The sequence below is a fragment of the Mycobacterium sp. genome (assembly GCF_965229105.1).
Classification (GTDB): domain Bacteria; phylum Actinomycetota; class Actinomycetes; order Mycobacteriales; family Mycobacteriaceae; genus Mycobacterium.
In genome coordinates this window covers 5,991,166-6,012,790 of the sequence record NZ_OZ245858.1, presented here as the reverse complement: position 1 = coordinate 6,012,790, position 21,625 = coordinate 5,991,166, and the positions used below count along the sequence as shown (strand labels likewise).

At 64.3% G+C, this 21,625-nt stretch carries 31 protein-coding genes; 17 read left to right on the top strand and 14 right to left on the bottom strand.

The window, feature by feature from the left end; genetic code table 11:
* Positions 1 to 8: 8 nt before the first annotated feature.
* The 6 genes from ADBZ9O_RS28335 to ADBZ9O_RS28310 form a co-directional block, all read right to left on the bottom strand.
* Complete coding sequence (locus ADBZ9O_RS28335; RefSeq protein ID WP_526526575.1) at positions 9 to 200, bottom strand: hypothetical protein; 192 nt, start codon at positions 198 to 200, stop codon at positions 9 to 11.
* A gap of 223 nt (positions 201 to 423) precedes the next feature.
* The gene (locus ADBZ9O_RS28330; protein WP_526526573.1) at positions 424 to 2,919 is read right to left on the bottom strand and encodes a CocE/NonD family hydrolase; all 2,496 of its coding nucleotides are present in this window, start codon (positions 2,917 to 2,919) and stop codon (positions 424 to 426) included.
* 220 nt (positions 2,920 to 3,139) lie between these two features.
* Positions 3,140 to 3,676, bottom strand: coding sequence for a hypothetical protein (locus ADBZ9O_RS28325; RefSeq protein WP_526526572.1), 537 nt, complete (start codon positions 3,674 to 3,676; stop codon positions 3,140 to 3,142).
* Positions 3,670 to 3,912, bottom strand: a complete 243-nt coding sequence (locus ADBZ9O_RS28320) for a hypothetical protein (RefSeq protein ID WP_526526571.1) — start codon at positions 3,910 to 3,912, stop codon at positions 3,670 to 3,672. Before ADBZ9O_RS28320 ends, ADBZ9O_RS28325 begins: the two co-directional genes overlap by 7 nt.
* Before the next feature lie 113 nt (positions 3,913 to 4,025).
* Positions 4,026 to 5,366, bottom strand: coding sequence for a sensor histidine kinase (locus ADBZ9O_RS28315; RefSeq protein ID WP_526533592.1), 1,341 nt, complete (start codon positions 5,364 to 5,366; stop codon positions 4,026 to 4,028).
* 373 nt (positions 5,367 to 5,739) lie between these two features.
* The gene (locus ADBZ9O_RS28310; RefSeq protein WP_526526570.1) at positions 5,740 to 5,961 is read right to left on the bottom strand and encodes a hypothetical protein; all 222 of its coding nucleotides are present in this window, start codon (positions 5,959 to 5,961) and stop codon (positions 5,740 to 5,742) included.
* On the opposite strand from ADBZ9O_RS28310, the gene ADBZ9O_RS28305 reads away from it, so the two are divergent.
* The gene (locus tag ADBZ9O_RS28305; RefSeq protein WP_526526569.1) at positions 5,951 to 6,271 is read left to right on the top strand and encodes a hypothetical protein; all 321 of its coding nucleotides are present in this window, start codon (positions 5,951 to 5,953) and stop codon (positions 6,269 to 6,271) included. The two genes, ADBZ9O_RS28310 and ADBZ9O_RS28305, sit on opposite strands and share 11 nt — an antisense overlap.
* A 2-nt stretch (positions 6,272 to 6,273) precedes the next feature.
* Here the strand turns inward: ADBZ9O_RS28305 and ADBZ9O_RS28300 are convergent, their stop codons facing one another.
* A complete protein-coding gene (locus ADBZ9O_RS28300) occupies positions 6,274 to 7,458 on the bottom strand; it encodes a sensor histidine kinase (protein WP_526526568.1) in 1,185 nt (394 codons plus the stop codon).
* 4 nt (positions 7,459 to 7,462) lie between these two features.
* On the bottom strand, positions 7,463 to 8,101 hold the full coding sequence (locus tag ADBZ9O_RS28295) for a response regulator transcription factor (RefSeq protein WP_526526566.1): 639 nt from the start codon (positions 8,099 to 8,101) through the stop codon (positions 7,463 to 7,465).
* 196 nt (positions 8,102 to 8,297) lie between these two features.
* Between ADBZ9O_RS28295 and ADBZ9O_RS28290 the strand changes: the two genes are divergently transcribed.
* Positions 8,298 to 8,504, top strand: coding sequence for a hypothetical protein (locus tag ADBZ9O_RS28290; RefSeq protein ID WP_526526564.1), 207 nt, complete (start codon positions 8,298 to 8,300; stop codon positions 8,502 to 8,504).
* Positions 8,505 to 8,580: 76 nt separating this feature from the next.
* Here the strand turns inward: ADBZ9O_RS28290 and ADBZ9O_RS28285 are convergent, their stop codons facing one another.
* A complete protein-coding gene (locus tag ADBZ9O_RS28285) occupies positions 8,581 to 9,252 on the bottom strand; it encodes an SIMPL domain-containing protein (protein ID WP_526526563.1) in 672 nt (223 codons plus the stop codon).
* A 31-nt stretch (positions 9,253 to 9,283) separates the two neighbouring features.
* Positions 9,284 to 9,796 carry a protein-tyrosine phosphatase family protein gene (locus ADBZ9O_RS28280; protein WP_526526561.1) on the bottom strand — a complete coding sequence of 171 codons (513 nt, stop codon included), beginning with the start codon at positions 9,794 to 9,796 and terminating at the stop codon, positions 9,284 to 9,286.
* A 192-nt stretch (positions 9,797 to 9,988) separates the two neighbouring features.
* Between ADBZ9O_RS28280 and ADBZ9O_RS28275 the strand changes: the two genes are divergently transcribed.
* From ADBZ9O_RS28275 to ADBZ9O_RS28245, 7 genes are all read left to right on the top strand, one after another.
* Positions 9,989 to 10,195, top strand: coding sequence for a hypothetical protein (locus ADBZ9O_RS28275; RefSeq protein WP_526526559.1), 207 nt, complete (start codon positions 9,989 to 9,991; stop codon positions 10,193 to 10,195).
* Between the two features lie 139 nt (positions 10,196 to 10,334).
* Positions 10,335 to 10,646: a protein UsfY gene (usfY, locus tag ADBZ9O_RS28270; RefSeq protein ID WP_526526558.1), complete on the top strand. Its 312-nt coding sequence runs from the start codon at positions 10,335 to 10,337 to the stop codon at positions 10,644 to 10,646.
* Between the two features lie 50 nt (positions 10,647 to 10,696).
* Positions 10,697 to 11,152, top strand: a complete 456-nt coding sequence (locus tag ADBZ9O_RS28265; RefSeq protein ID WP_526526557.1) for a carboxymuconolactone decarboxylase family protein — start codon at positions 10,697 to 10,699, stop codon at positions 11,150 to 11,152.
* Positions 11,153 to 11,239: 87 nt separating this feature from the next.
* Positions 11,240 to 11,464: a hypothetical protein gene (locus ADBZ9O_RS28260; RefSeq protein ID WP_526526555.1), complete on the top strand. Its 225-nt coding sequence runs from the start codon at positions 11,240 to 11,242 to the stop codon at positions 11,462 to 11,464.
* A gap of 154 nt (positions 11,465 to 11,618) precedes the next feature.
* A complete protein-coding gene (locus ADBZ9O_RS28255) occupies positions 11,619 to 11,831 on the top strand; it encodes a hypothetical protein (protein WP_526526553.1) in 213 nt (70 codons plus the stop codon).
* 55 nt (positions 11,832 to 11,886) lie between these two features.
* Entirely contained in the window at positions 11,887 to 12,738 is an 852-nt protein-coding gene (locus ADBZ9O_RS28250) for a glycoside hydrolase family 16 protein (RefSeq protein ID WP_526526552.1), read from the top strand.
* A 157-nt stretch (positions 12,739 to 12,895) separates the two neighbouring features.
* Entirely contained in the window at positions 12,896 to 13,126 is a 231-nt protein-coding gene (locus ADBZ9O_RS28245) for a hypothetical protein (protein ID WP_526526550.1), read from the top strand.
* Here ADBZ9O_RS28245 and ADBZ9O_RS28240 read toward each other — a convergent pair.
* The gene (locus ADBZ9O_RS28240; protein ID WP_526526549.1) at positions 13,119 to 13,550 is read right to left on the bottom strand and encodes a MarR family winged helix-turn-helix transcriptional regulator; all 432 of its coding nucleotides are present in this window, start codon (positions 13,548 to 13,550) and stop codon (positions 13,119 to 13,121) included. The two genes, ADBZ9O_RS28245 and ADBZ9O_RS28240, sit on opposite strands and share 8 nt — an antisense overlap.
* 83 nt (positions 13,551 to 13,633) lie before the next feature.
* Here ADBZ9O_RS28240 and ADBZ9O_RS28235 point away from each other — a divergent pair, with 83 nt between their 5' ends.
* From ADBZ9O_RS28235 to ADBZ9O_RS28210, 6 genes are all read left to right on the top strand, one after another.
* The gene (locus tag ADBZ9O_RS28235) at positions 13,634 to 14,050 is read left to right on the top strand and encodes a DUF1398 family protein (protein ID WP_526526548.1); all 417 of its coding nucleotides are present in this window, start codon (positions 13,634 to 13,636) and stop codon (positions 14,048 to 14,050) included.
* A gap of 57 nt (positions 14,051 to 14,107) precedes the next feature.
* On the top strand, positions 14,108 to 14,674 hold the full coding sequence (locus ADBZ9O_RS28230) for a TetR/AcrR family transcriptional regulator (protein ID WP_526526546.1): 567 nt from the start codon (positions 14,108 to 14,110) through the stop codon (positions 14,672 to 14,674).
* A 97-nt stretch (positions 14,675 to 14,771) separates the two neighbouring features.
* Positions 14,772 to 15,422, top strand: a complete 651-nt coding sequence (locus ADBZ9O_RS28225; protein ID WP_526526544.1) for a biliverdin-producing heme oxygenase — start codon at positions 14,772 to 14,774, stop codon at positions 15,420 to 15,422.
* A gap of 18 nt (positions 15,423 to 15,440) precedes the next feature.
* Entirely contained in the window at positions 15,441 to 16,193 is a 753-nt protein-coding gene (locus ADBZ9O_RS28220; protein WP_526526542.1) for an HD domain-containing protein, read from the top strand.
* 368 nt (positions 16,194 to 16,561) lie between these two features.
* Positions 16,562 to 17,710 carry an Ig-like domain-containing protein gene (locus ADBZ9O_RS28215; RefSeq protein ID WP_526526540.1) on the top strand — a complete coding sequence of 383 codons (1,149 nt, stop codon included), beginning with the start codon at positions 16,562 to 16,564 and terminating at the stop codon, positions 17,708 to 17,710.
* A gap of 149 nt (positions 17,711 to 17,859) precedes the next feature.
* Positions 17,860 to 18,075 carry a hypothetical protein gene (locus ADBZ9O_RS28210; RefSeq protein ID WP_526526538.1) on the top strand — a complete coding sequence of 72 codons (216 nt, stop codon included), beginning with the start codon at positions 17,860 to 17,862 and terminating at the stop codon, positions 18,073 to 18,075.
* Between the two features lie 40 nt (positions 18,076 to 18,115).
* On the opposite strand, the gene ADBZ9O_RS28205 is transcribed toward ADBZ9O_RS28210, so the two are convergent.
* Positions 18,116 to 18,961 carry an NYN domain-containing protein gene (locus ADBZ9O_RS28205; protein ID WP_526526537.1) on the bottom strand — a complete coding sequence of 282 codons (846 nt, stop codon included), beginning with the start codon at positions 18,959 to 18,961 and terminating at the stop codon, positions 18,116 to 18,118.
* A gap of 157 nt (positions 18,962 to 19,118) precedes the next feature.
* Between ADBZ9O_RS28205 and ADBZ9O_RS28200 the strand changes: the two genes are divergently transcribed.
* Both ADBZ9O_RS28200 and ADBZ9O_RS28195 read left to right on the top strand, forming a co-directional pair.
* Positions 19,119 to 19,334, top strand: coding sequence for a hypothetical protein (locus tag ADBZ9O_RS28200; protein ID WP_526526535.1), 216 nt, complete (start codon positions 19,119 to 19,121; stop codon positions 19,332 to 19,334).
* A gap of 41 nt (positions 19,335 to 19,375) precedes the next feature.
* Positions 19,376 to 20,272 (top strand): alpha/beta fold hydrolase, encoded by an 897-nt coding sequence (locus tag ADBZ9O_RS28195; RefSeq protein WP_526526533.1) that lies wholly within the window; start codon positions 19,376 to 19,378, stop codon positions 20,270 to 20,272.
* On the opposite strand, the gene ADBZ9O_RS28190 is transcribed toward ADBZ9O_RS28195, so the two are convergent.
* A complete protein-coding gene (locus ADBZ9O_RS28190; RefSeq protein WP_526526531.1) occupies positions 20,269 to 20,859 on the bottom strand; it encodes a TetR/AcrR family transcriptional regulator in 591 nt (196 codons plus the stop codon). The two genes, ADBZ9O_RS28195 and ADBZ9O_RS28190, sit on opposite strands and share 4 nt — an antisense overlap.
* A gap of 7 nt (positions 20,860 to 20,866) precedes the next feature.
* Entirely contained in the window at positions 20,867 to 21,568 is a 702-nt protein-coding gene (locus ADBZ9O_RS28185) for a crotonase/enoyl-CoA hydratase family protein (RefSeq protein ID WP_526526530.1), read from the bottom strand.
* Between the last annotated feature and the right edge of the window lie 57 nt (positions 21,569 to 21,625).

Genomic DNA, 21,625 nt, shown 5'->3' with positions numbered 1-21,625 from the left:
CGCTCTGCTCAGCGGCCGCCGGCAGCCTGAAGGGCGTAGATGACCAAGCCGATGGTCACCAGGACCAACGCGGCGATGACCACATACTGGGTCCACCGCCCGAGAGTTGGGTAGCGCGAATCGATATCAAGAACTTTATGGCGGATGCGCCTGCGGACAACCCGCGTTTTTCGGCGTAGATCAGCCAGAACAGTTGTCACTTTGAATTCCTCGCGGTCATAGATGTGCCTGATTAGGTCAAGAACAACACGCCGTTGTGGGTCCGATGGTAGCTGTCATGCCTGTGCGAATCCCGGCGTGCGGATCATCGACCGCGCTGTGCGCATTGGGCGAACTGTGAGGGGGCAGAAAAAACTCCCCCTCGTCCGAAGACGAGAGGGAGTCAGTGGGTTGGCAAAGTTTTTTTTTGGGCCCTTGGGCGAGCTACGCCACGCTGACCAGGTCGGCGGCGTCGACCGCGTTGTTCGCCTGGTTGTAGACGGGCAGTGAGACGCTGACGTCGGAGATGTTGATGACGCCGTACTGCGTGAAGTTCAGGAACGGTGTCGCCGTCGTGACAATCTGCAGGGTCAGGTGACTGGCCTGGCCGTCCGGGTTGACGGTGTAGGCGATGTATTCCATTGGGATCTCGACCGTCTGCTCCTGCCCGTTGAGCGTGACCGGAATCGGGGTGACGATGTTGCCGACCACCTGCCCGGTGTCCTCATCGACGATCTGGGCGTAGACGCTACGACTGGTACCGATGCCGGAGTACGTCATGGTCAGCGTGGGTGCCGCCACGATTTGTGCCTCTTCGGTGCCGAGGTTCAACGGGATGTTGACGGCATTGCTTGCCGGGGCGCCAAGACCGAGCGAGTACGGCAGCGAGATTGCCGTCTGCGGTCCCGAGCCGCCGATCAGCGGGACGATGGGCAGGATGTGACCGGAGCCCGTCGTGACCAGGTTGTCGGCAGCCGGCAGATTGAACCCGTCCGCGGATGGAGTCAGGTCGGACGCGAACTCATTGCCGTTCTGGTCGATCCACTGGAAAGCGGGTCCGTCTTCGATGTCCTCGCCCTTGACGTAATGATCCAGCCAATCCAATTGTTGGCTGACCAGGAAGTCCGTCTGGGCCTGCTGCTGCTCATCGGTGAGGGTCAGGCACGCGCCGTGGCCGCCGCAGAACCAGATCATCTTGGTCGGGACGGCCGGGTTCAACGCGTCGGCGTTGGCGATGGACTGGGCCAGCGGGAACAACACGTCGACCGTGCCCTGGATGAACAGCGTTGGGGCGGTGATGTTGCCGATCAAGAAATCTGGGCCACTGCTGTTGAGCAACGCCTGCTGGCTTTCGGTGAGCACGCCCAGCAGATCGCCGGTGAGGATGCCCGCGTAGATCTGTGAGTTGATCCGGGCGCCGGTGGTCACCAGCGACAGCAGCAGCAGCGATGCGTAGGACGTTTTGAAGGTGTCGCTGGGGTAGAGCGAGGCGCTGAGGTTGTTCCAGGCGATGCCGGGGACGATCGCGTCGATACGGCTATCGATGCCTGCGGCGACCAACTGAATACCACCGCCGTAGGAGCCGCCGACCATACCGATCAGTGGATCGCCGGTGCCATCCTTCTCGACCGCGCTCATGCCTTCGGCCCAGCTGATGATGGCCGAAACATCCCGGCCCTCATATGCCGGGGAGTCCAATTGCAGCACCCCGCCGGAAGCGAATTCGCCGCGCGGGTCCCAGGTGATGACGTTGTAGCCACCGTCGCGCAGCGGGACCAGACCCGGAACCAGGCCGCCGACAATCGACGTCGACGTCGGGTCGATATTGCCTGCCGTGCCCAGACCCGGACCATTCAGAATGGTGGGCGCATCGTCACCGGTGGTCAGCCCCGTGGCGGGGAAATAGTTGACGCTGATCAGCGTGCCGTCGAACGACGCGATCTTGGTGGTGAACGCCACCGGGTTATCGCCGACGAGGGTGCCGACCGGGACCACCACATTTGTCATCGTCGAGGCGCCGATGAGCGGTGCCAGCAGGTCGTTGAGGACGGGCACCTGGTAGAGCGCCATCACGATCGGCTCGACGATGAGCGATCCCACCACCGGGATGCCGGTCAAGATGGTGACCAGTGGCGTTGTCTCGTTCACCAACACCGTGAAGGTCTCTGAAGTGTGGTTCTGCACCACCGAGAGATCCGGCAGGAAGCTGAAGGTGCCGGTGGTCTGGTCGAGCGTGATCTTCCCGCCGGCGCTGGGATCGCCGATCACGGTGTAGGTCAACGGACTGGTGCCCGTTCCATTGACACTGCCGTAGATGACGCCGTTGGTGAGGTTGAACGTCGGCTGCACTTGTACTGCCGCGGCGGCCTGTTCACGGCGGGTGGCGGCAGCCAGTAGGACATCGGTCGGTGCCGACGGCGTGGTGGGGGAGTTGCCGGCCGGTGGGTCGAAGAGGTCGTGGATCAGTCCGGCGAGCCCGGTCGGTCCCGACGCCGTTGCTGCCGCGGACGGTACGAGGAGTCCGCTGGGTGTGGTCGTCAGGGTCGATACAGTCGCCGTCGCCTTCGGAGTGCGGATGGGCGCGAAGCGTTTGGTGATCGCCGGCAACGCAGTGGCGGTATCCGAGACCGTGGCCTCGGTGGCTGAAGCCTTCGCGTTGTCATCGACAGCGGTGCTACCGGTGGTGGTGGTCGCGACGACCTGGGTGTTGGTCTTCTTTGCCGAGGCCGCCGACCCCGGCGATTGTCGTGATGCCGATGATTTCGCCGGTCCCGCAGACGCTTTGGCAGGGCTGCTGTGTGCGGCACTACCAGAATTCGCTGATGTGCCGGTGGAGCCGGTGTCGGCAGATGCCACACCGTATCCGGTGAGCATCGCCGCGCTCACCCCCACCGCGACAGCGAATCCAGAAACGAGATCCAAATGCTTTGCAGCCCACATGATTTGCTCCTGGTGGAGAGGGTAACCGACGCCTCGGCAAACTCTATTCCGCGAGTCAATAAATGAGGGCAAGATTTGACTCTTAAGTAAATCTCTAATGTTCGACGAATTTGCCACGCAGCTGGTCTGCCAGGAGTAAAAGCTCCAGCGCCTGCCGCGCAAAAACTAGAAGGACCGGATGCGCGCATCCGGTCCTTCTGGTTGTTCCACCGCAGGTGGCTCAGCCTGCGGCGGCTTGCCAACCTTTGATGGTGTTGTCCTGTTGCTGGCCGAACTCGACCACCAGATCCTGCGGTACCGGATCGTTTCCGGGGCCATCGAATTCCACTGTCGTTGCCGTGTTGCCCTGGGTGAACAACAACACGCTGACCGACTGTCCGTTCTCTCCGGTTCCGGTGAGCAACGTTCCGCCGACTCCGACCGGCGCCGGTGAGGACTTCGGGTTGGCGATGCCGCTGTTGGCTTGCGCCGCTTCCAACGCGGCGGTGGCCGCCACCGGGTCGGCGAGCACCAGCACGGTATCGGTGATGGCGCGGGTGCCGTCGCGGTGGGTGTAGACCGCCTGCGCGCCGGGCTGACCGTTGGGATCAAGGATCGGCGGCCCGGACGAATAGGCGTTGGAATCGGTGACGTCGTTGGGATGAACCAAAAGTCCGGTGTAGTCACCGGGATCGGCCACCGCAACACCCATACCCGTGACGGTGGCGCCGGCGATCATCAGCGCGCCCGCCGTCACGCGCCGCACAGCGGTCAGCATGGGTAGCACGCGAAGCCGCGCCAGCCGTCGCGCCAGAACCAGCCGGGTCCGCAGCCCATGTTGCCGGTGCTGCCTTGGCAGTCGAGCATGAGTGTCTTCGGTCCCTGCACGGGGGCGGGAGTGGTGACCGTCGTATCGGGCGTGGTGGCCTGCGCGGCCTGTGCCGTTTGGGCACCTGCGATCGGGCCGATGATCAATGCCGCGGCGGCGACCGCCAAAGCAATTTTTTGCTTCAAGTTTTTCCCCAATGTTCTAACAGCGTGAGATGAAAGAACATTACGCCGCAATACCGTCGGGAACGCCTTATTTGTTGGCGAATAAATGGCGCGTCACGGTTAAACGGGCGGGGTCAAAATGACGTGTCTTCCGGGCGCGATCCGGGGGCGGGCAGTCGCAGCATCAATCGCGTACCACCCATCGGGCTCACTTCCAGCGACGCGGTGCCGCCGTGCAACTCGGCCTGTTGAGCCACCAACGCCAGACCCAGTCCCGAACCGGTCCGTGACGCTGTCGACCCACGGGCGAACCGCTCGAAGACCGCGCTGCGTTCCTCTTCGGGGACGCCACTGCCGTTATCGTCGACGGTGATCTCCACCCCGTCGGCGGAACTGATTGCGTTGAGCCGGATTTCGGTGGCCCCGCCGTGTTTGACGGCGTTGGTGATGGCATTGTCGATGACCAACCGCAGGCCGGCCGGCAGGCCGAGCATCAGCACTGTGGTCGACGGCCCCAGCGATACCGACAACTCGGGATAGGTGCGCATCGCGTCGTGTGCGGCCCGGTCGAGTAGCTCGGTGATATCGACGGGAACGAAATCGTCGGTGGTGGTCAGTTCACCCTGGGCCAGACGTTCCAGTGCGGTCAGCGTCACCTCGATGCGGCCCTGGGTGCGGATGACGTCGCCGATGACTTCGTCGCGTTGTTCGTCCGGCAGGTCAAGGGTGGACAGCACCTCTAAGTTGGTGCGCATCGCGGTCAAAGGGGTGCGCAACTCGTGGGAGGCGACGGCGGCGAAATCGCGCGCCGATTCCAGGGCAGCTTTGGTGCGTTCCTGTTCGGTCTGGATACGGGCCAGCATTCCTTCCACGGCCTCGGCGATTTCCACGGCTTCCCAGACCCCGCGCACCTGGACTTCGTCGGGTTTGGATTGCGCGTTGATGACGCGGGCCTGCTGGGCCAGCAGTCGGAACGGGTTGATCATGATCAGGGAGAACACCCAGCCGACCAGGATCGCGCCGGCGATGATGCTGCCGCAGATGATCAGCACCCGCAGGTGTAGTTCGTTGATCCGTTTCTGGGTTTCGGCGACGGGTGCGCCGATGGCGATGGTGGCCGGGCCCGCGACGAAAGTGCGGACGCGGTAATCCACCCCGTCGATGGTGGTGTTGGCGTAACCGTTCGGGAATTCCGGCAGCACGATATCGCTCGGCACCGAGACGGTGGCGCCACCTATCCGGGCGGTGCGCACCAGGCTGCCTTCCTGTGTGGGCTGGTAGGACTCCGAGTTGAGCGCACTGCCCAGCAGGGTGCTGAAATCGCCGAGGCTGCTCAGCGAGTCCAGTCGCCGGTCGAGCTGGCTGTACTGGTCATTGGTGATACCGACCCACACCCACGTGCCGATGATGATGACCGTGGTCACCACTCCCAGCGCGGCGACGATGACGATGGTGCGCAGCGAGAGCATCCGCAGCGGTAACCGCAACAGCCAGCGCATGCCTTTACCGATGTCACTCATCGCTCTACAGGCCTCGCGCAGCAGCTCACCTCACTGATCTTGCCTGATCCACCCCGCCAAACCGGGCAGGTGTGTCCTCCGATCGGTGGACGAGGTGTTCCACCCGGGTAGGGGCCGGTCGGCGGACAGGCCGGGAACCGTGGGTGAGACATAGTTGAGCTATCGCCGGAATATGCCGGCTAGTGAGCCTAAAGACCAACTTGCACAAGGAGATTCACGTGAAGGACCTCGCTTCCGCGACATCAGATTCACCCATCGACCGGCGCCAGCGGGGCTCGTTGTTCACCGCGCGCGCACAACACCACGGAGAAAGCACGAACCGCGCCATCTATGTTCTGACCGTCGCGGCGATTGCCGGCTGCGCCCTCGCGGGTTGCAGCAGCTCTTCGCCGTCGCCGGCCGCGACCACCCAGGCCGCCGCCAGCAGCGCCGCGACTTCGCCATCAAGCGCATCGCCGGCGACTGTTGCGTCGGCGACCAGCGCGGCGCCCAGCACGGCGACCAGCACGGCGGCCAGCGCCAGCACCGACCTGCCGTCGTTGATCCCCACGCCGGCTGGCAATCAGCGGACCGACGGCCCCGACGCCATCGCCGAAAACGGTATCCATCAGCATTTCGTCGTCAACGGGTCACCCGTCGACGTGATGAACGCATACAAGACCGCGCTCGAAGGCAACGGCTGGACGGTCACCGCCACCAATTCAGGTGGTGGTGGCGGAGGCGGCGGTGCCACCTATACGGGCACCAATGGCGACGCCTACGGGGTATTCACCGGCGGCGGCTACGGCAGCATCAGCGATGTCGAAGCCTGCGCATGGCCGTCGAAGCCGACGAGTACCGATTGCGGCCAACACGACTAGCGTCAGTCGGCGGTGGCGGGGGTGGTCATCGTAGCGCGGGTGCCGCCGCCATCGGCGGGCGCAAACTCCATCGTCCCGCCCATTGCCTCGGCCCGGGCGACCAGCGAGGCCAACCCGATATGTCCTTCGGTGATGCGCTCGTCGACAAGCGCCGGGTCGAACCCGCGGCCGTTGTCGATGACCGACAGGGTGATCCACCGGTCCTCGCGAACCAGGCGGACCAGCACGTGGGTGGCATCGGCGTGTTTGACGACGTTGGTCAGCAGCTCGCGGGCCGCCCGGTAGAGCAGATCCTGCACGGGCGGTTTGCCGACCTCGGTCAGTTCGGTCTCGATCTCGAAGTGGTCGCGATCGCTGTACTGGCGCACCAATTCTCGCAGCGCGGGTGCCAACCCGAGCTCGGCCAGCACCGCCGGATGAAGCGTGGTCAGGGTCGAGCGCAACTGTGCGGCGGTTCGCGTCACAGCCAGCCGAACCGCTTCCAGATCGGGATCGTTGTAGCGCTCGGCGAGCTCTTCCAAGTCCAGGCGCGCCGCAAGGAGATTCTGCAGCGGGCCGTCGTGCAGAGTTTCGGCCAGTTCACGGCTGGAGATCTCATCGGCGCGCATCGATTCCGACACCAATTGGCGGCGCATTTCGAGCAGCGCGTTCACCCGGGCCGAGCGGCGGGAGAGCACCAGACATAGGGCGGTGGTGGCCAGAGCGAACCAGAACAGAAAGCCGAAGTGCACGTAGACGATATTCGGCAATCCCACGGTGTCATCACGTTTGGAGTAGACGATCCACACACCGAGATAGGCCACCGCCGTGCTGATTCCGAGCACCCCGGTCAGCCATGGCCGATCCTGGAAGGCGATCGAAATCGGCAGCAGGAAAAACACCGGTAGCAGCCACGCGGTGGCGCCGCCCGAGGACAGGCACAGGGTGACGACGGCGACCACGTCGATCGTCGTCGACATCCAGCCGGCCCACGACGGTAGTGGCCCGCGCAGGGCAAAGAACAGCCACAGGGCCGCGATGGTGAGGTAGATGACCAGGGCAGAGTCGTAGACCACCGGAAGCCAATTCGTCACGCCACCGACATCGGAGATCAGCACGATCAGGCCGATCATCGGCGGCCGCAGCACCGCCGCCACGCGCACCGGTTCGGCGGCCAGGTAATCGATGATGCGGTTGAGCGAGCGCACTCCGCTATTCCAGCAGTCGGCGCCGCATGGCCTCGGCTACTGCTGCGGCCCGATCGTTGACGCCGAGTTTTTCGTACAACCGCTGTACATGGGTTTTGACCGTCGACGGCGCCAGGTACAGCTCGGCGGCGATGGCCGGGATGGTCTTACCGTCGGCGATCATCACGAGTACCTCGCGCTCGCGCCCGCTGAGCGTCGGCCCCGACGGTTCGGACCGCTTGCGAATCTCGCTGGCCAACCCCGCCGCCATCGAGGCCGGTAGGACGTCGCGGCCTTTGGCGCAGCTCAGTACGGCCGAGACGATCTCGCTGCGGCTGGATTCCTTCGGCAGGAAACCCGCGGCGCCTTGTTCGAGGGCGTGATACACGATCGCGGCGTCATCGTGTGCGGAGATCAGCAGCACTCTGGTCGGCAACTCGTCGCGGGTGACGGCCGCGGCCACCTCCGCGCCGTCCATTCCCGGCATGCGGTAATCCAGCAGTGCGACCTGGGGTTTGTGGGTTCTGATCGCCTCCAACGCGGAGGTTCCGTCGTCCGCCTCGGCCACGATTTCGATCTCGCCGCTGTTCTGCAGCGCACGCACCACGCCGTCACGGAAGAGCGGGTGATCGTCCCCCACCACGACGCGAATCTTCTGAATCATCAGCACTCCGCCATTCGCACGGTGTGAGCTTCCCATAGCCCAGCTCCCATGGTCCCCCTATCGGGGGACACGTGGTTCATCCGGTGTGGGGGCCGGTCGGCTGACAGGTCGGGCCTCGGTAGTGCGACATAGTTATCTCAACGCCGGAACATACCGGACCAGAAACTTAAAAAGCCACTCGCACAAGGAGATTCACATGAACGCCGTAACTCGCCGCATTGCTTCGGGTCTGGTCCTGCTCGCCGCCCCGGTGATGATCGCCCTGGGCACCGCCACCATCAGCCACGCCGAGACCTCGGTTGCGAATACGGGGCCCTCGATCAGTCACCCGGCCTTCCCGCACCAAACCAACACCCCGCAGCCCGGTACCGCGGTCCATCACCACCACCAGAACCACAAGTAGTTCACAAAGAAAAGCCACCACTGTCGCGGAAGTGGGGTCAGGGCCCGGATGCTCACGCATCCGGGCCCTGAGCATTTCAGGCCTGGGTTACTTCGAAGCGGGCATCGACCTGGGCGGTGATTTCGATGTGTTGGGGGGCGAACTCGACGTCGGGCGCTCCGCCACCCTGGACCGCTTGGGCGCGGAAGTAGTTTCCGCTCGGGCTCGTTGCGGGACTGAGATTCGCACTGAGCATGCCCGCATCGGCGATCGCGAGCGGAGTGATCGTGCCGAGGTTCAGTGCGTCGGCGTACTGCTGGGCGCGGGTGACAGCATCGCGAACGGCCTTGGTGCGGACGTCTTTGGTCAGTTCCTCCTTGCGGCGCTCGGTGAGCGCCCACTCGACTCGGCCGACGCGGAAGCCTTCGGTGTTGGCGGTGTGTTCGCCGACCCAGCGCGATAGCGCGGCGAAGTCTTTGAACTTGGCCTCGACATCGACGCTCGCGTGGTGGACGAGGGGGAGTTGTTTACCGTCTTTGTGCCACGGCCGGTTCGACCAGGTCCGCAGTTGTTCCGCCGACCACCACGTGACGGCGTCGCTGGATTTCAGCGGCTCGACCGAGCGCTTCACGGCGTCCAGGTCGCGGGCCACCCGGTCATAAACCGGCTGCATCGACGGTCCTTCGTAGGAGATGCTCGCGTGCACCGTTGCGCGTTCGGGCGCCTGAAAGGCCGAGAACGTTCCGCGCACTGTGATTTCCGTTGACATGGTCGAACCGTAGCGTCGGGTGGATTCGGTCTTAGCGCTTTCGGTCGGCGCGGGCTTTCAGCAGCTGGTGTTGGGCAGCCGATTCCGGGCACGGGGAGCCGGCTTTGCGGGTGCCTTCGCGCAGCTCGGCTATCCGGGCGATGGTCGCGTCGTAGTCCAGTCCGCCGTCGATGAGTAGACAGCCAATCACCGTGCTGGTCCGGCCTTTTCCGCCCCAGCAGTGGACGTAGACCGTGTGTCGGTTATCCATCTCTTCGCCGATGCGGGCCAGGATCCCGTCATAACCGGCGTGGTCGATGACACCCATGTCCGGGATCGGGTGATTGGCATACCGGATCCCCTGGAGCCGGTCTCGGTACGGAATGAGTCCGTCCTGGTCGGCAGTCAGATCGACGATGGAGTCGATGCCGGATTCAACCAGCACACCCAGTTTGGCGATCGTCCTTTCCGGGGTGGAGGTGCCCGGGTATTCGCCGGCGAGCAGACGGCCCTGCTCCACCCACCAGGCATGGAGCAGGTCATCGTGCTGCCACCTCGACGACATGACTGCATGATTCCACGACGAGGGCGACACATGGTCCGGCTCCCATGGTCCCCCTATCGGGGGACACGTGGTTCATCCGGTGTGGGGGCCGGTCGGCTGACAGGCCGGGCCTCGGAGGTGCGACATAGTTATCTCAACGCCGGAACATACCGGCCAAGAAACTTAAAAAGCCACTCGCACAGGGAGATTCACATGAACGCCGTTACTCGCCGCATCGCAGCTGCCACCGCTCTGCTCGCCGCCCCGGTGATGATCGCCCTGGGCACCGCCACCATCAGCCACGCCGAGACCTCGGTATCGAACACGGGGCCCTCGATCAGCCACCCGGCCTTCCCGCACCAAACCAACACCCCGCAGCCCGGTACCGCGGTCCATCACCACCACCAGAACCACAAGTAGTTCACAAAGATAAAGCCACCACTGTCGCGGAAGTGGGGTCAGGGCCCGGATGCTCACGCATCCGGGCCCTGGGCTTTTCTGTGACCCACCTCACAATCGGCGTACCCTGAGGAGGTTGCTGCAACGAAGGGAGATGCGAATGAAAGGCGCGCATCGCGACCCCATAGATCACTCCCGCACGACGATGCCCCATGCCGGTGAATCGTTCATCGACACCTTGTGGCTGCCGGGGCTGTGGTTGATCGGGCTCGGAGTGTTGACGATTGCCGGCATGTTGGCGTCAATCGCCTATCAAGCCGATGAATGGCTGCTGCCGTTATGCCTCGTATCGGGTGCATTGGTGACCGCCGGCGGACTGCTGATTGCCCTCGAGCATCACCGCGTCAAGCGAGTCGAGGAAAAGTGGTTCGCTGAGCATCCGGAGAGGCGGCCGCACCTGCACGCCGGCTAAAGGGCACGTCGCTACGCTCTCAGGCAGGAGCCGAGAACCGGGAGCGCGCGATGGACACCGAGCATGTCTGGATCGACAAAAAGGCCCCTGAGGCCTACCGCGCAGCGGTCGGAGTCTCGACTGCCGTCATGGTGGCCGCCAAGGATGCCGGGCTCTCACGCACCCTGGTGGAGCTTGTGAACGTCCGGGTGTCCTTACTCAACGGGTGTGCGACCTGCCTGGAAGTGCACTTCCGCAAAGCGGCCGAGGCTGGGGTGACACCGAAACAGCTTGCGACAGTGTCACAGTGGCGCGAGACCGAGCTTTTCGACGCCCGCGAGCAGGCGGCACTGCGGCTGGCTGAGATCACCACAACCTTGCCCGAGCACGATATTGCCGAGCGCGAATATGCCCGCGCTCGTGCCGTGCTCACCGAAGAGGAGGTCTCGGCGGTGGTGTGGGTCGCGATCGCCATCAACGCGTTCAACCGGGTGTCGATTCTCAGCAGGCATCCGGTCAAACCCTGATCCGGCGGCAATACCTGCCATAACGATTTCGAGAATACTTCCGTGGCCCGACGGAGTTCGAGCGTGCGGACGGCAAGATGGTCATCGATGGGCATCTTGGATCTGACGGCGCAGTCCGCCGTCATGCCGGCCACCGGCGCTGGTGCACTGATCGCGGCGTGGCTGACGTGGCGGCTCTGGCGTCGCGTGCTCCGCACCGTCATCACCTGCGTTGTCGTCGCGGTGGTCGTCTACCTGGCGTTTCCTGACGTGGCGCACCGCATGGTCGAGCACATACCTGCGCTGACCAGCACGGACACCGTCGTCCACTAGCGTCCGCGTCCACCGATCGGGGGACGGTGGATTCACCCCTGGGCAGGGCCGGTCGGCTGACAGGTCAGGGCGCCTGAGTGCGACATAGTTATCTCATCGCCGGAACAACACCGGCAGAGAAACTCAAAAGACCACTCACGCAAGGAGATTCATCATGAACGTTACTTTCCGCCGCATGGCTGCCGGTGTCACCCTGGCCATCGCCCCTGCACTGCTCGCCGTCGGTGTCGCTGCCTCCAGCCAGGCCGCCAGCAGCGTGGTGCCCAACCCGGGCCCGACCGTCTTCGCAGGCCCGGCCGCCCCCAGCGGCGTGAACGGCACCAACATCAAGCCCGGCACCCCCGAGCATCACCACCACCAGAAGTAGTCAGCGAACCCGGTCAACTTGCTCCCGGCCTGACCTTCGGGCTTGTATGGAGGTCATGCCTGAACTGGATCGCCGCCGCGCAATGATGATGACGGGGCTTGGCCTGCTGGCCGCAGCGATCCCCGTCGCCGAAGCCCGAGCTGACCAGCCGCGTCCGAATGTCCCGACCGGCCGGATGCCGTTACCCGTCGCTCCAGCTGGTCAGACCTACCTTTTCCAGGACGATTTCAACGGTCCGGCTGGTTCCGCGCCTGACCCGTCGAAGTGGGAGGTGGCACTGGCCCGCGAGACCATGGAAGACCCGACGTTCTGGGAGCTACCGGAGAACGTCGGCCAGTACCGCGACGACCGCCGAAACGTCTATCAGGACGGCAAGTCCAACCTCGTCTTCCATGCTGCCAAAGACGGCAACACGTACTACAGCGGCAAAGTCTTCGGTAAGTGGCGTGGTGGCATCGGCACCACCTGGGAAGCGCGCATCAAGCTCAATTGCCTCACCCCCGGTGCCTGGCCGGCCTGGTACTTGGCCAACAACAGCCCGGTCAACGGCGGCGAAGTCGACATCATGGAGTGGTACGGCAACGGCAAGTGGGCCGCCGGCACCGCTGTGCATGCGAAGCTCAACGGTGGCGAGCACGTCAGCCAGACCATCGCACCGGACAGCGCCTGGCACAACTGGCGAGTCCAGTGGGACGACGCGGGCATGCGGTTCTGGAAGGACTACTCCGACGGAGCCCAGCCCTACTTCAACGTCGCGGCACAATCTCTGCCCGACTGGCAGTTCAACGAGCCCGGCTACCAGCTGTTCCCGGTGATGGATCTGGCTGTGGCTGGTTCCGGCGGCGGCGATCCCAGCGCGGGTACCTACCCCGCCGACATGCTGATCGACTGGGTCCGCGTCTGGTAGCAGGCGGTCGCTGTCCACCGATCGGGGGACAGCGGGTTCATCCGTTGCGGGGGCCGGTCGGCTGACAGGCGGGCGCCGGTGAGTGCGACATAGTTATCTCAAGGCCGGAACACACCGGCAGAGAAACTTAAAAGTCCACTCACGCAAGGGGTTTGACATGAACGCCACCGTACGCCGTATCTTCGCAGGAGCCACCCTGGCGATCGCCCCGGCGCTGCTCGCGGTCGGGGTTGCAGCCACCAGCCATGCCGGCAACAGCATCGTCGTCCCCAACCCAGGACCCCAGATCCACGCCGGTCAGAACTACGGCGGCGGCGTGAACGGCACCAACATCAAGCCCGGTTCCCGCGAGCATCACCACTGGCAGCGCATGCAGGGCATCAAATAGGTCGGGCCTTGAGTGCGGCGATCAGTTGCGCCACGCCCTCGCGAGTGGTCGCCACCGTGGTGGATCCGAGTTCCTTGGAGAGTTGACTGTGGACCACCGCCGCCCGCTTACCGATTGCCCGCAGCGCCCTGCGACCACTATCGGTCAGCGCCAGCAGCGGTGAGGTGCGGTGATCGGGATTCGGGACAAATTCAGCCAGGTCCGCGTCGAGCAGATCGTTGGCCAACCGCTGCACACCCTGTCGCGTGACCCCCAGGCGACGAGCGGCCTGGGGCACCGTCAGCGCCTCGTCGGAGATCACGCTGAGCAGCTGCCACCGAGCCTGCGTTTGGCCTTCCCTGGCGGCTATCGCCTCACCGGTACGCCGGAGCAGGCCGGCAAGTTCATAGACGTCGGCCACCAGAAGCGCTATCTCGTCAGCCATGGGTTCATCCTTCATTATTGACAACATGTTGTCTAGATGACAGTCTGTTTTCACATATCGGATCGATATCCTCTGGAGAAACCGTGAGCGCCGCAATCGCCAATCTGCAAGCCGCACAACATGCTGCGTTTGCCAACCGCCCGGTGGCGCAGGGATTTCCACATCTGGCCGAGACGCTGCGACGTGCCGGCGTGCGCACCAACACATGGTGGCTGCCGGCGATGCAGAGCCGCTATGACACGGATCTGGGAGCGGTCGTCGTGCAGGGTGATCCGCTGATCGACGGGATGGCTGACGTTGCGCCGTTCGACCGAACGGCCCTGGTTGCCGCCCTGAGAGCCGATCAGGCGGGGGAGACCACCTTTGTGGACTTCGCGGTCGCGGCCTGGCGGGCCGGCGTGGTCCGCTATGTCGTCGACCTCGACAATCGCACCTGTACCTATTTCGGCCTCGGCGACGAGACGTATGTCGAAGGCTATCCCGGGGTCGAGATCGGATAGCCCGTGTCATGTCGCAGGACAAACGGGGAATGACGACACCGGGGATAGAGTCGCCGGGTGCCCAAGATCAGCGCCTCATCTGTGGAGGAGCATCGCGAGGACATTCAACGACGCGTCTTCGAGGCCTTCGCCACGCTGATGGCCGAGCACAGCTTCGATGCGATCACGATGGCCAAACTTGCGGCCGCCGCGGATATCGGACGCACGGCGATCTATCACCACTTCGCCGACAAGGAAGCGGTGGTGGTCGCGTTCGCATCGCACGAGACCAGTCGGTATATCGACGGGCTGCGGGCCGACCTGGCCGGGGTGGACGATCCTGTTGAGCGCCTGGCGATGTACATCCGATATCAGCTCGATGCCGGTCAGCAATTCCATATGGGGTTGGGCCCGCAGCTCTATGGCGCGCTCTCGCAGGACACGATGCGCGCCATCCGTGAGCACGTGGTGGCGATCGAAGACGTGCTGCGGGAGATCCTCACCGACGGCGCCGCGGCCGGTCAGTTCACCATCGAGGACGAGACCGCCACGATGAGTTTGATCCATGCCTGTTTGGCGCCTCGCGATCTGCCCGGCGCGGCTATCGAGCATTTTGTTCTGCGTGCGCTGGGTGCAAAAACGTAGGCCCCATCTTGGGATGCGGCGATGCTATGTTCCTGACAGACTGTCAATATCGTTTTGACATGTTGTCACTGATTCGCCGACTTACTTGGAGCAGAGCATGTCGCTGAGCGCCGCCGAGGCCGTCCGACCCCTATCCGTCGCTATGAAGGAAGGCTCGATGTCCGAGCACGAGGCGGCCGAGCAGTCGCCGTTCGTCTCGGAACTGCTGTCCGGTCGGGTCAACGAGCAGGGCTACATCGACTACCTGCTGCGCCTGCGGATGGTCTACGCCGCGCTGGAAGACGCCGTGCGGGTGCGCCGCGATGATCCGATCGTCGCCGCTGTCTACGACCCGGCGCTGGAGCGGCTCACTGCCATCGACGAGGACTTGCAGCATTGGTCTCCGGGCATTGCGCTCGACGTGGAATCCCCGGCTGCGCAGGCGTACCGACACCGCATCGTCGAGGCCTCCTGGGGTGGCACCCTGGTGGCCCATCACTACACCCGCTATCTCGGAGACCTCTCGGGTGGCCAGGCCATCGGCCGGATTCTCGACCGCACCTTCGGTCTGGACGGCGCGGGTCTGGCGTTTTATGACTTCCCGATGCGGCCCAAGCCCTACAAAGATTCCTATCGAGACCGGATCGACGGGCTCAGCCTGGATGCAGATGACATCGGTCGCGCGGTCGACGAGGTCAAGGTCGCCTTCGGTCTGAACCAGGCGATGTTCGACGAACTCGCAGGAAACTTGCCGGCCTACCGCCGCTAATCGTTATCGTCGGCCTCCATGGCGGTCGTCACGCTGGACTGGGACTGGGCTCGACGCACCGGCGGGAATCTGTCGAGGCAGGAATACCGCCATCTCGTCGGCGTGATCCTGCGGGATGTGCCGGGCGGACTGGCCGGTGTCATCCGATATCGCCTGGGGAGGCGGGGAAGCGGCCGCGCGGACCTGGCCGAGGTGCCGGCACCTGAATCGACCCACGCCCGTCGTGCGGAATCCTTCGTGCGCGAGGAACTGTCACCGTTCGTGCTCGCGCATTCCTACCGGACCTACTTCCTGGGCAAGGCGCTCGCCGACCTCGACGGTGTCACCATCGATGACGAAGTGTCTTACCTGGCCGCGCTGCTGCACGACATCAACTTGGAACACCCCACGCCGGGTCGGTGTTTCGCGGTGACCGGCGGCGAACGTGCGCACCAGCTGTTGCTCGACTGGGGTGCCGATCCCAGGATTGCCGAGGCCGTCGCGGCAGCGACCGGCGCGCACGCCACCCCCGGGGTGGACCACACCCTCGCCGACCCGGCCGGCTTCGTGCTCGCCGGTTCGATGGCCGATTGCATCGGCCGCCGTCTCGATGAGATCGAACCGGGGTGGCTGGGCGACCTACAGCTGCGCCACCCGCGTCACCGCCTCAAGGCGCAGATCGTCCCGGCGCTGCGGGCCGAGGCCAACGCCGTGCCGCGCGGCCGGATCCATCTGGCCAACCGCTGGGCGGCATTCCCCGTGCTGGTCCGCACGGCGCCCTATCCGGAGTAGCTCAGCGGACCAGTCCGCGCAACGGCGAATCATGCGGATTCACAAGTGATTTCTGCCCGTAACACCACTTACGCAAGAAGATCCGGCGTGTCCGCCGCACTCCTGAGCTCGGCCGTTAGGGACTCGCCATCAGGTCGTCACCTTGCTGCGTCCACGTTGGCCCGAGAACCCGCTAAAATCGCACCAACCGATCAATCGTCGATCGGCCAATCCGGCTTCCGGCCACCAAACTTTGGAGAACTGAACCGTTGTCGTCTTCTCGCCGTGTCCGTGGTCTCTGTCTGGCCGCTGTGGTGGCCGTACTTGCAGTGCTCGGAGGTGACGTCGTCGCCTCCTCTGTCAGCTGCACGGATCACTGCCACGCGCCGATGGCGACCGCGGCCCCGGCGCCGGCCCCGCAGAATGCACCGGAACCCGCGGCGCTGTCGATCACGCCCGCTCCCGGTGCCGATGATGTCGACCCCACCAAGCGTGTCCTGATCATCGCCGCGACGGGAACGCTCACCGATGTCGAGATGGTCAACGAAAACGGTAAGGCCGTTCCCGGTGTGATGACGCCGGACAACCGGGCCTGGAAGCCGACCACACAGCTCGGCTACGGCCATACCTACACGATGACGGTCGCCAGCCGCGGCACCGGCGGTATGCCCACTCGAGAGACATCCAGCTTCAGCACCTTGACCCCCAGCGATCAGACCGAGGTCTACCTGGAAACCACGGCGGGTGGTCTCTTGCAGGATGGCGGCACCTACGGTGTCGGCAACGTGGTCGTCGCGCATTTCGATGAGGCCATCACCGATAAGGCCAATGCGGAAAAGCATCTGAAGGTCACCACCGTCCCGCCGGTCACCGGCTCCTGGTATTGGGTCAATGACCAGGTGGCGCACTGGCGTCCGGAGAAGTACTACGCCCCGGGTACCAAGGTCAGTGTCGAAGCCGATATCTACGGCACCCCGTTGGGCGACGGTCTCTACGGCGAAGAGAACACCAAGGCGGCGTTCACCATCGGTGATTCGCACGTCTCGATCGCTGATGACAACACTCACCAGGTCGAGGTGTTCGACAACGGGAAGCTGGTACGCACCATGCCCACCTCGATGGGGATGGGCGGATTCCAGACGATCGCCGGCACCACCTTCTCGTTCTTCACCCCGCCCGGTGTCTACACCGTCATTGACAAGGCCAACCCGGTGATCATGGATTCCTCGACATTCGGGCTGCCGACCAACTCCAGGCTCGGGTACAAGGAAACGATCCCGTACGCCACCAAGATCAGCATCGACGGTATCTATCTGCACCAGCTCAACTCGACGGTATGGGCCCAAGGCAATACCGACACCTCCCACGGCTGCCTGAACCTCAACGGCGACAACGCCGCCTGGTTCTTCAATTTCGCGGTGCCAGGAGATGTTGTCGAGGTCCGCAACACCGGTGGGCCGCCGCTGCAGATCTCGCAGGGCGGCGACTGGACGGTGCCGTGGGATCAGTGGCTCAAGGGCAGCGCGCTGTCGATGTGAGCGACCGTCCCCCGATTGGGGGACGACGGGTTCATCCCTGCTAGGGGCTGGTCAGCTGACAGGCCGGCCACCTTGTGTGCGACAGAGTTAGGTCAACGCCGGAACATGCCCGGGGGAGACCAAAATCAAACGCACACAAGGAGATTCATATGAACGTTACCGTCCGTCGCATTGCTGTCGGAGTCACCCTGATCGCTGCCCCGGTCCTGATCGCCCTCGGGACCGCATCGGTGAGCAACGCCGACCCGCACGAGAACAACAACGGCTTCATCTACCCCCCGCAGGTGCACCCGGCTTTCCCGATCCAGACCAACGCCCCGCAGCCGGGCACCCAGATCCACCACAGCCACCAGAACAACAAGTAACCCCCGCGAGCCCTGAGCCCGGATGCACCCGCGTCCGGGCTCAGGTGTCTCCGCGCAGGCGCACCATTCGCGTCGTCGAACTCTCGTCCAGTTCCACCACCTCGGTACGCGAGCGCAGGAAATCGCTGAAAGATCGGAAGCCCAAAGACTTCTCACTGAATGACGGGTCCATCCGCTTCATCTGAGCCTTGACCGCGGAGTTGTGCAGCCAGTCGACGTCGTCCTTCTCCAGCCCGATCTGCAAGGCGCGAAGGAGCAGGCCGGTGGCGGCGGCCTGCGGGTCTGGTTCCTTGGGTTCGGGGGCCTCGGGCTGCGGGTCTGCGGTCTCTGCCGGGGAGAACACCGGGATGCCGGGGAGCGCGTCGTAGATGACGAACTCGTCGCAGGCGGCGGCCAAAGCCCGACTCGACGACCCCGCCACCCCGATCCCGACCACATACCGGCCGAGCCTTTTGCAACGCTGCGCCAACGCGATGTAGTCGGAATCGCCGGCAACGATCACCACATGCGTCAGATCCGGTAGCCGGAACATGTCCTCGACGGCGTCGACGGCCAGCCGGATATCGGCACCGTTCTTGCCGTAGGCGGCCGCCGGGAACAGCTGGACCAGGTCCACGGCGCGCCCGACCAGCTGACCGCGATATCCGGCATTGAGCTCGGCCGACCAGTCCGCGTAGGCCCGGGTCAGCACCAGCGTCCCGAATGACGACGCGAAATCGATGATCGCGCCGACGTCGACGGTCGCCTGTTTCAGGCGGTCCGGGTCGAGGCCTTTGGCCTTATCGCGTTGAAATGAATTGCGGCCGTTGACCTGGTCGTATCGCGAGATCACGATGTTGTCGAAGTCGAGATAGACCGCGACGCGGGTGGCACCGGGTTCCGTCATCACCACAGTCTCGCTCATCCGCCAAACGAGACGAAGAGTCTCGTCGGGCGTGCCGCGAACCTCCTGCGCCGCAATACAATTAGCGCATTTAAGTGTTGTGGCGCGGATCACAAAACGCGCTATAGTGTGTTCCTCATCACGATGAAGGGGATCGCCAGTGACCGCTGCACACGATGGTCAGGTTGTTCCGGCTACAGCCGCCGCTAGGCGGGCCGCAAAGTCCGACACGCATTGGGTGCTCGCGTTACTGATGGTCGTCGTCGGTATCGGCGCCATTGCGGGTGTCATCGTGGCCGCCACCATGGGGCTCACCAATCTCGCTCTGGCCATCGGCATCGTCGGCTGCGCATTCTTCGCACGGGCTTGGTGCTGATTTCGTCTCACTTTTAGTCGCGCGGCCGGTAGTTTCCCTACATGAACGTGCTGCGTACTCCCGACTCCCGCTTCGCTAATCTCGTCGGCTATCCCTTCGCGCCGCACTATGTCGATGTCACGGCCAGTGCTACGCAACCACTGCGGATGCACTACGTCGATGAGGGGCCGGCCGATGGTCAGCCGATCGTCCTGCTGCACGGCGAGCCAACCTGGAGCTACCTCTACCGCACGATGATCCCGCCGCTGGCCGCGGCTGGGCGTCGGGTGCTGGCCCCCGATCTCATCGGTTTCGGCCGTAGCGATAAGCCCACGCGCACATCGGATTACACCTATCTTCGGCACGTCGAGTGGGTGACGTCCTGGTTCGAGAGTCTCGATTTGACCGGGGTCACGCTGGTGGTGCAGGACTGGGGATCGCTGATCGGTTTGCGCATCGCCGCCGAGCAAGGCCACCGGATCGCCCGAATTGTCGTCGCGAACGGTTTCCTGCCAACGGCGGACCGCTCGGCCAATATCGCCTTCAAAACATGGCGGGCCGCTGCCAAGTACATCCCGGTGCTGCCGTGCGGCCGAATAGTGGCCATCGGCACTGTCACCAAACTGTCCGCCGAGATTCGCGCCGGCTACGACGCCCCCTACCCGGCAAAGCAATATCAAGCGGGGGCAAAGGCTTTCCCGCAACTGGTGCCGACCTCACCCGATGATCCTGCCGTGCCCGCCAACCGCGCCGCATGGGCTGAGCTCGGTCGATGGGAGAAGCCGTTTCTGGCCGTCTTCGGCTCCCGCGACCCGATCTTGGGTAAGGCCGATCGGCCCCTGATCGACCATATTCCCGGTGCTGCCGGTCAACCGCACGCCCGCATCAATGCCTCGCATTTCATCCAGGAGGACGCCGGGCCCGAGTTGGCCGAACGCATCCTCGGGTGGAATCCCTAGGTCGCGAACCCTCGCAGCAGAGCGGTCACTCCGACCTCCCAGCGACGGTCCACCGACACCGGTGACGTGCCCAGCCAGCGCCCGCCCTCCTGGACCGCCAAACCTTGTGCCAGAGCAAGCAATACGTGCGCGATATCGGTGGCATCGCCAGCCAGCAGCCCGGCGTCGACGCAGCGTCGGATCTTGCCGATCAATATTTCCCGTACCGACGGGGCGGCCGCCTGCTCGGCGTGACCGGGATCGAAATCCTGAAACGGCCGCGAGAACATCACTCGCGCCAGCGCCGGATAGTCCAGGCAGAACCGGCGGAACACCGGGATCACCCGCTCCAGATCGCCGATGGGGTCGGCGGTCTCGGTGACCTCGGCCAGGGCGCGGCCCAGCCGTCGGAAACCTTCGAAGTAGACCGCCCGCACCAGGCCGGCCTTATCGGTGAACAGCTCGTAGACCGCCGGCACCGACGTCGCGGCCCGTTCGGCGACGCGGCGGGTGGTGAAACCGGAGACGCCATCCTCGCTGAGTACGTCGACGGCGACTCCGAGCACCCGGTCGCGCAGTTCGGGCGTGCGCTGCTTGACCCTGGGCATGGGACGGCTAGGCCTTGATGCCGAACTCGGCTTCCATGTTGTCGATGCCCGAGCGGATACTGTCGAGCGCGTCGGCGCGGGCCCGCAACTTCGACGCCACGTGCGCACCCTGATGCAGACCGGCTAGTCCGCGGGCCGCCTCCTCGGCGCGCTCCAGCACCCGGTCGGGAAGATCGAGCTCATCGATGAATCCGGCGGCCTGCGCTGATTCGCCGAAGTACACCTTGGCCAGGCCAACCGCCTGCTGATACGCCGACTGGGTGAGCCGCAGCTTCAACACCGCCAGTGCCGCATAGGGCAGCACCATGCCGATGGCAACCTCATTGGCCTGAATGTTGTAGCCCGGCGCGGCAATTCGATGGTCGCCGCTGCACAGCAGAAAGGCGCCCATCGCGATGGCGTGCCCCGTCGCGGCCATCACCACCGGCTTGGGATAGGACAACAGCCGATGCGACAGCTCGAAGCCGCCCTTGAGCATCGCCACCGAGGCCGCGACGTCACCGGACTGGAACACCTTGAGGTCGAACCCGCCGCTGAACACCTTGTGGTTGCCCGCGATCACCACGGCGCCGACGTTATCGCTATCGGCTTGGTCGAGGGCTTCGTTGAGGGCCTGCTGCATACCGAGGCCAAGCACATTGGCCTTGCCGTCGTCCATGGTGATGACCGCAATCGTGTCATCGTGTCGGTAGGTGACCGGACCGCTCATGAATGCTCCTTCGTTGGCGCGTTCCCAATTCAGGGCGACGTTACGTAACGATGTTAC

Coding starts and splice junctions, on each gene's coding strand:
- ADBZ9O_RS28225 (WP_526526544.1), top strand. CDS start 14,772: ATGTCGCTGAGCGCCGCCGAGGCCGTCCGACCCCTATCCGTCGCTATG.
- ADBZ9O_RS28210 (WP_526526538.1), top strand. CDS start 17,860: ATGAACGTTACCGTCCGTCGCATTGCTGTCGGAGTCACCCTGATCGCT.
- ADBZ9O_RS28280 (WP_526526561.1), bottom strand. CDS start 9,796: ATGTCGTCGAGGTGGCAGCACGATGACCTGCTCCATGCCTGGTGGGTG.
- ADBZ9O_RS28205 (WP_526526537.1), bottom strand. CDS start 18,961: ATGACGGAACCCGGTGCCACCCGCGTCGCGGTCTATCTCGACTTCGAC.
- ADBZ9O_RS28325 (WP_526526572.1), bottom strand. CDS start 3,676: ATGCTGACCGCTGTGCGGCGCGTGACGGCGGGCGCGCTGATGATCGCC.
- ADBZ9O_RS28255 (WP_526526553.1), top strand. CDS start 11,619: ATGAACGTTACTTTCCGCCGCATGGCTGCCGGTGTCACCCTGGCCATC.
- ADBZ9O_RS28195 (WP_526526533.1), top strand. CDS start 19,376: ATGAACGTGCTGCGTACTCCCGACTCCCGCTTCGCTAATCTCGTCGGC.
- ADBZ9O_RS28185 (WP_526526530.1), bottom strand. CDS start 21,568: ATGAGCGGTCCGGTCACCTACCGACACGATGACACGATTGCGGTCATC.
- ADBZ9O_RS28215 (WP_526526540.1), top strand. CDS start 16,562: ATGGCGACCGCGGCCCCGGCGCCGGCCCCGCAGAATGCACCGGAACCC.
- ADBZ9O_RS28295 (WP_526526566.1), bottom strand. CDS start 8,101: ATGATTCAGAAGATTCGCGTCGTGGTGGGGGACGATCACCCGCTCTTC.
- ADBZ9O_RS28240 (WP_526526549.1), bottom strand. CDS start 13,550: ATGGCTGACGAGATAGCGCTTCTGGTGGCCGACGTCTATGAACTTGCC.
- ADBZ9O_RS28265 (WP_526526557.1), top strand. CDS start 10,697: ATGGACACCGAGCATGTCTGGATCGACAAAAAGGCCCCTGAGGCCTAC.
- ADBZ9O_RS28245 (WP_526526550.1), top strand. CDS start 12,896: ATGAACGCCACCGTACGCCGTATCTTCGCAGGAGCCACCCTGGCGATC.
- ADBZ9O_RS28250 (WP_526526552.1), top strand. CDS start 11,887: ATGCCTGAACTGGATCGCCGCCGCGCAATGATGATGACGGGGCTTGGC.
- ADBZ9O_RS28190 (WP_526526531.1), bottom strand. CDS start 20,859: ATGCCCAGGGTCAAGCAGCGCACGCCCGAACTGCGCGACCGGGTGCTC.
- ADBZ9O_RS28275 (WP_526526559.1), top strand. CDS start 9,989: ATGAACGCCGTTACTCGCCGCATCGCAGCTGCCACCGCTCTGCTCGCC.
- ADBZ9O_RS28330 (WP_526526573.1), bottom strand. CDS start 2,919: ATGTGGGCTGCAAAGCATTTGGATCTCGTTTCTGGATTCGCTGTCGCG.
- ADBZ9O_RS28220 (WP_526526542.1), top strand. CDS start 15,441: ATGGCGGTCGTCACGCTGGACTGGGACTGGGCTCGACGCACCGGCGGG.
- usfY (WP_526526558.1), top strand. CDS start 10,335: ATGAAAGGCGCGCATCGCGACCCCATAGATCACTCCCGCACGACGATG.
- ADBZ9O_RS28260 (WP_526526555.1), top strand. CDS start 11,240: ATGGGCATCTTGGATCTGACGGCGCAGTCCGCCGTCATGCCGGCCACC.
- ADBZ9O_RS28285 (WP_526526563.1), bottom strand. CDS start 9,252: ATGTCAACGGAAATCACAGTGCGCGGAACGTTCTCGGCCTTTCAGGCG.
- ADBZ9O_RS28290 (WP_526526564.1), top strand. CDS start 8,298: ATGAACGCCGTAACTCGCCGCATTGCTTCGGGTCTGGTCCTGCTCGCC.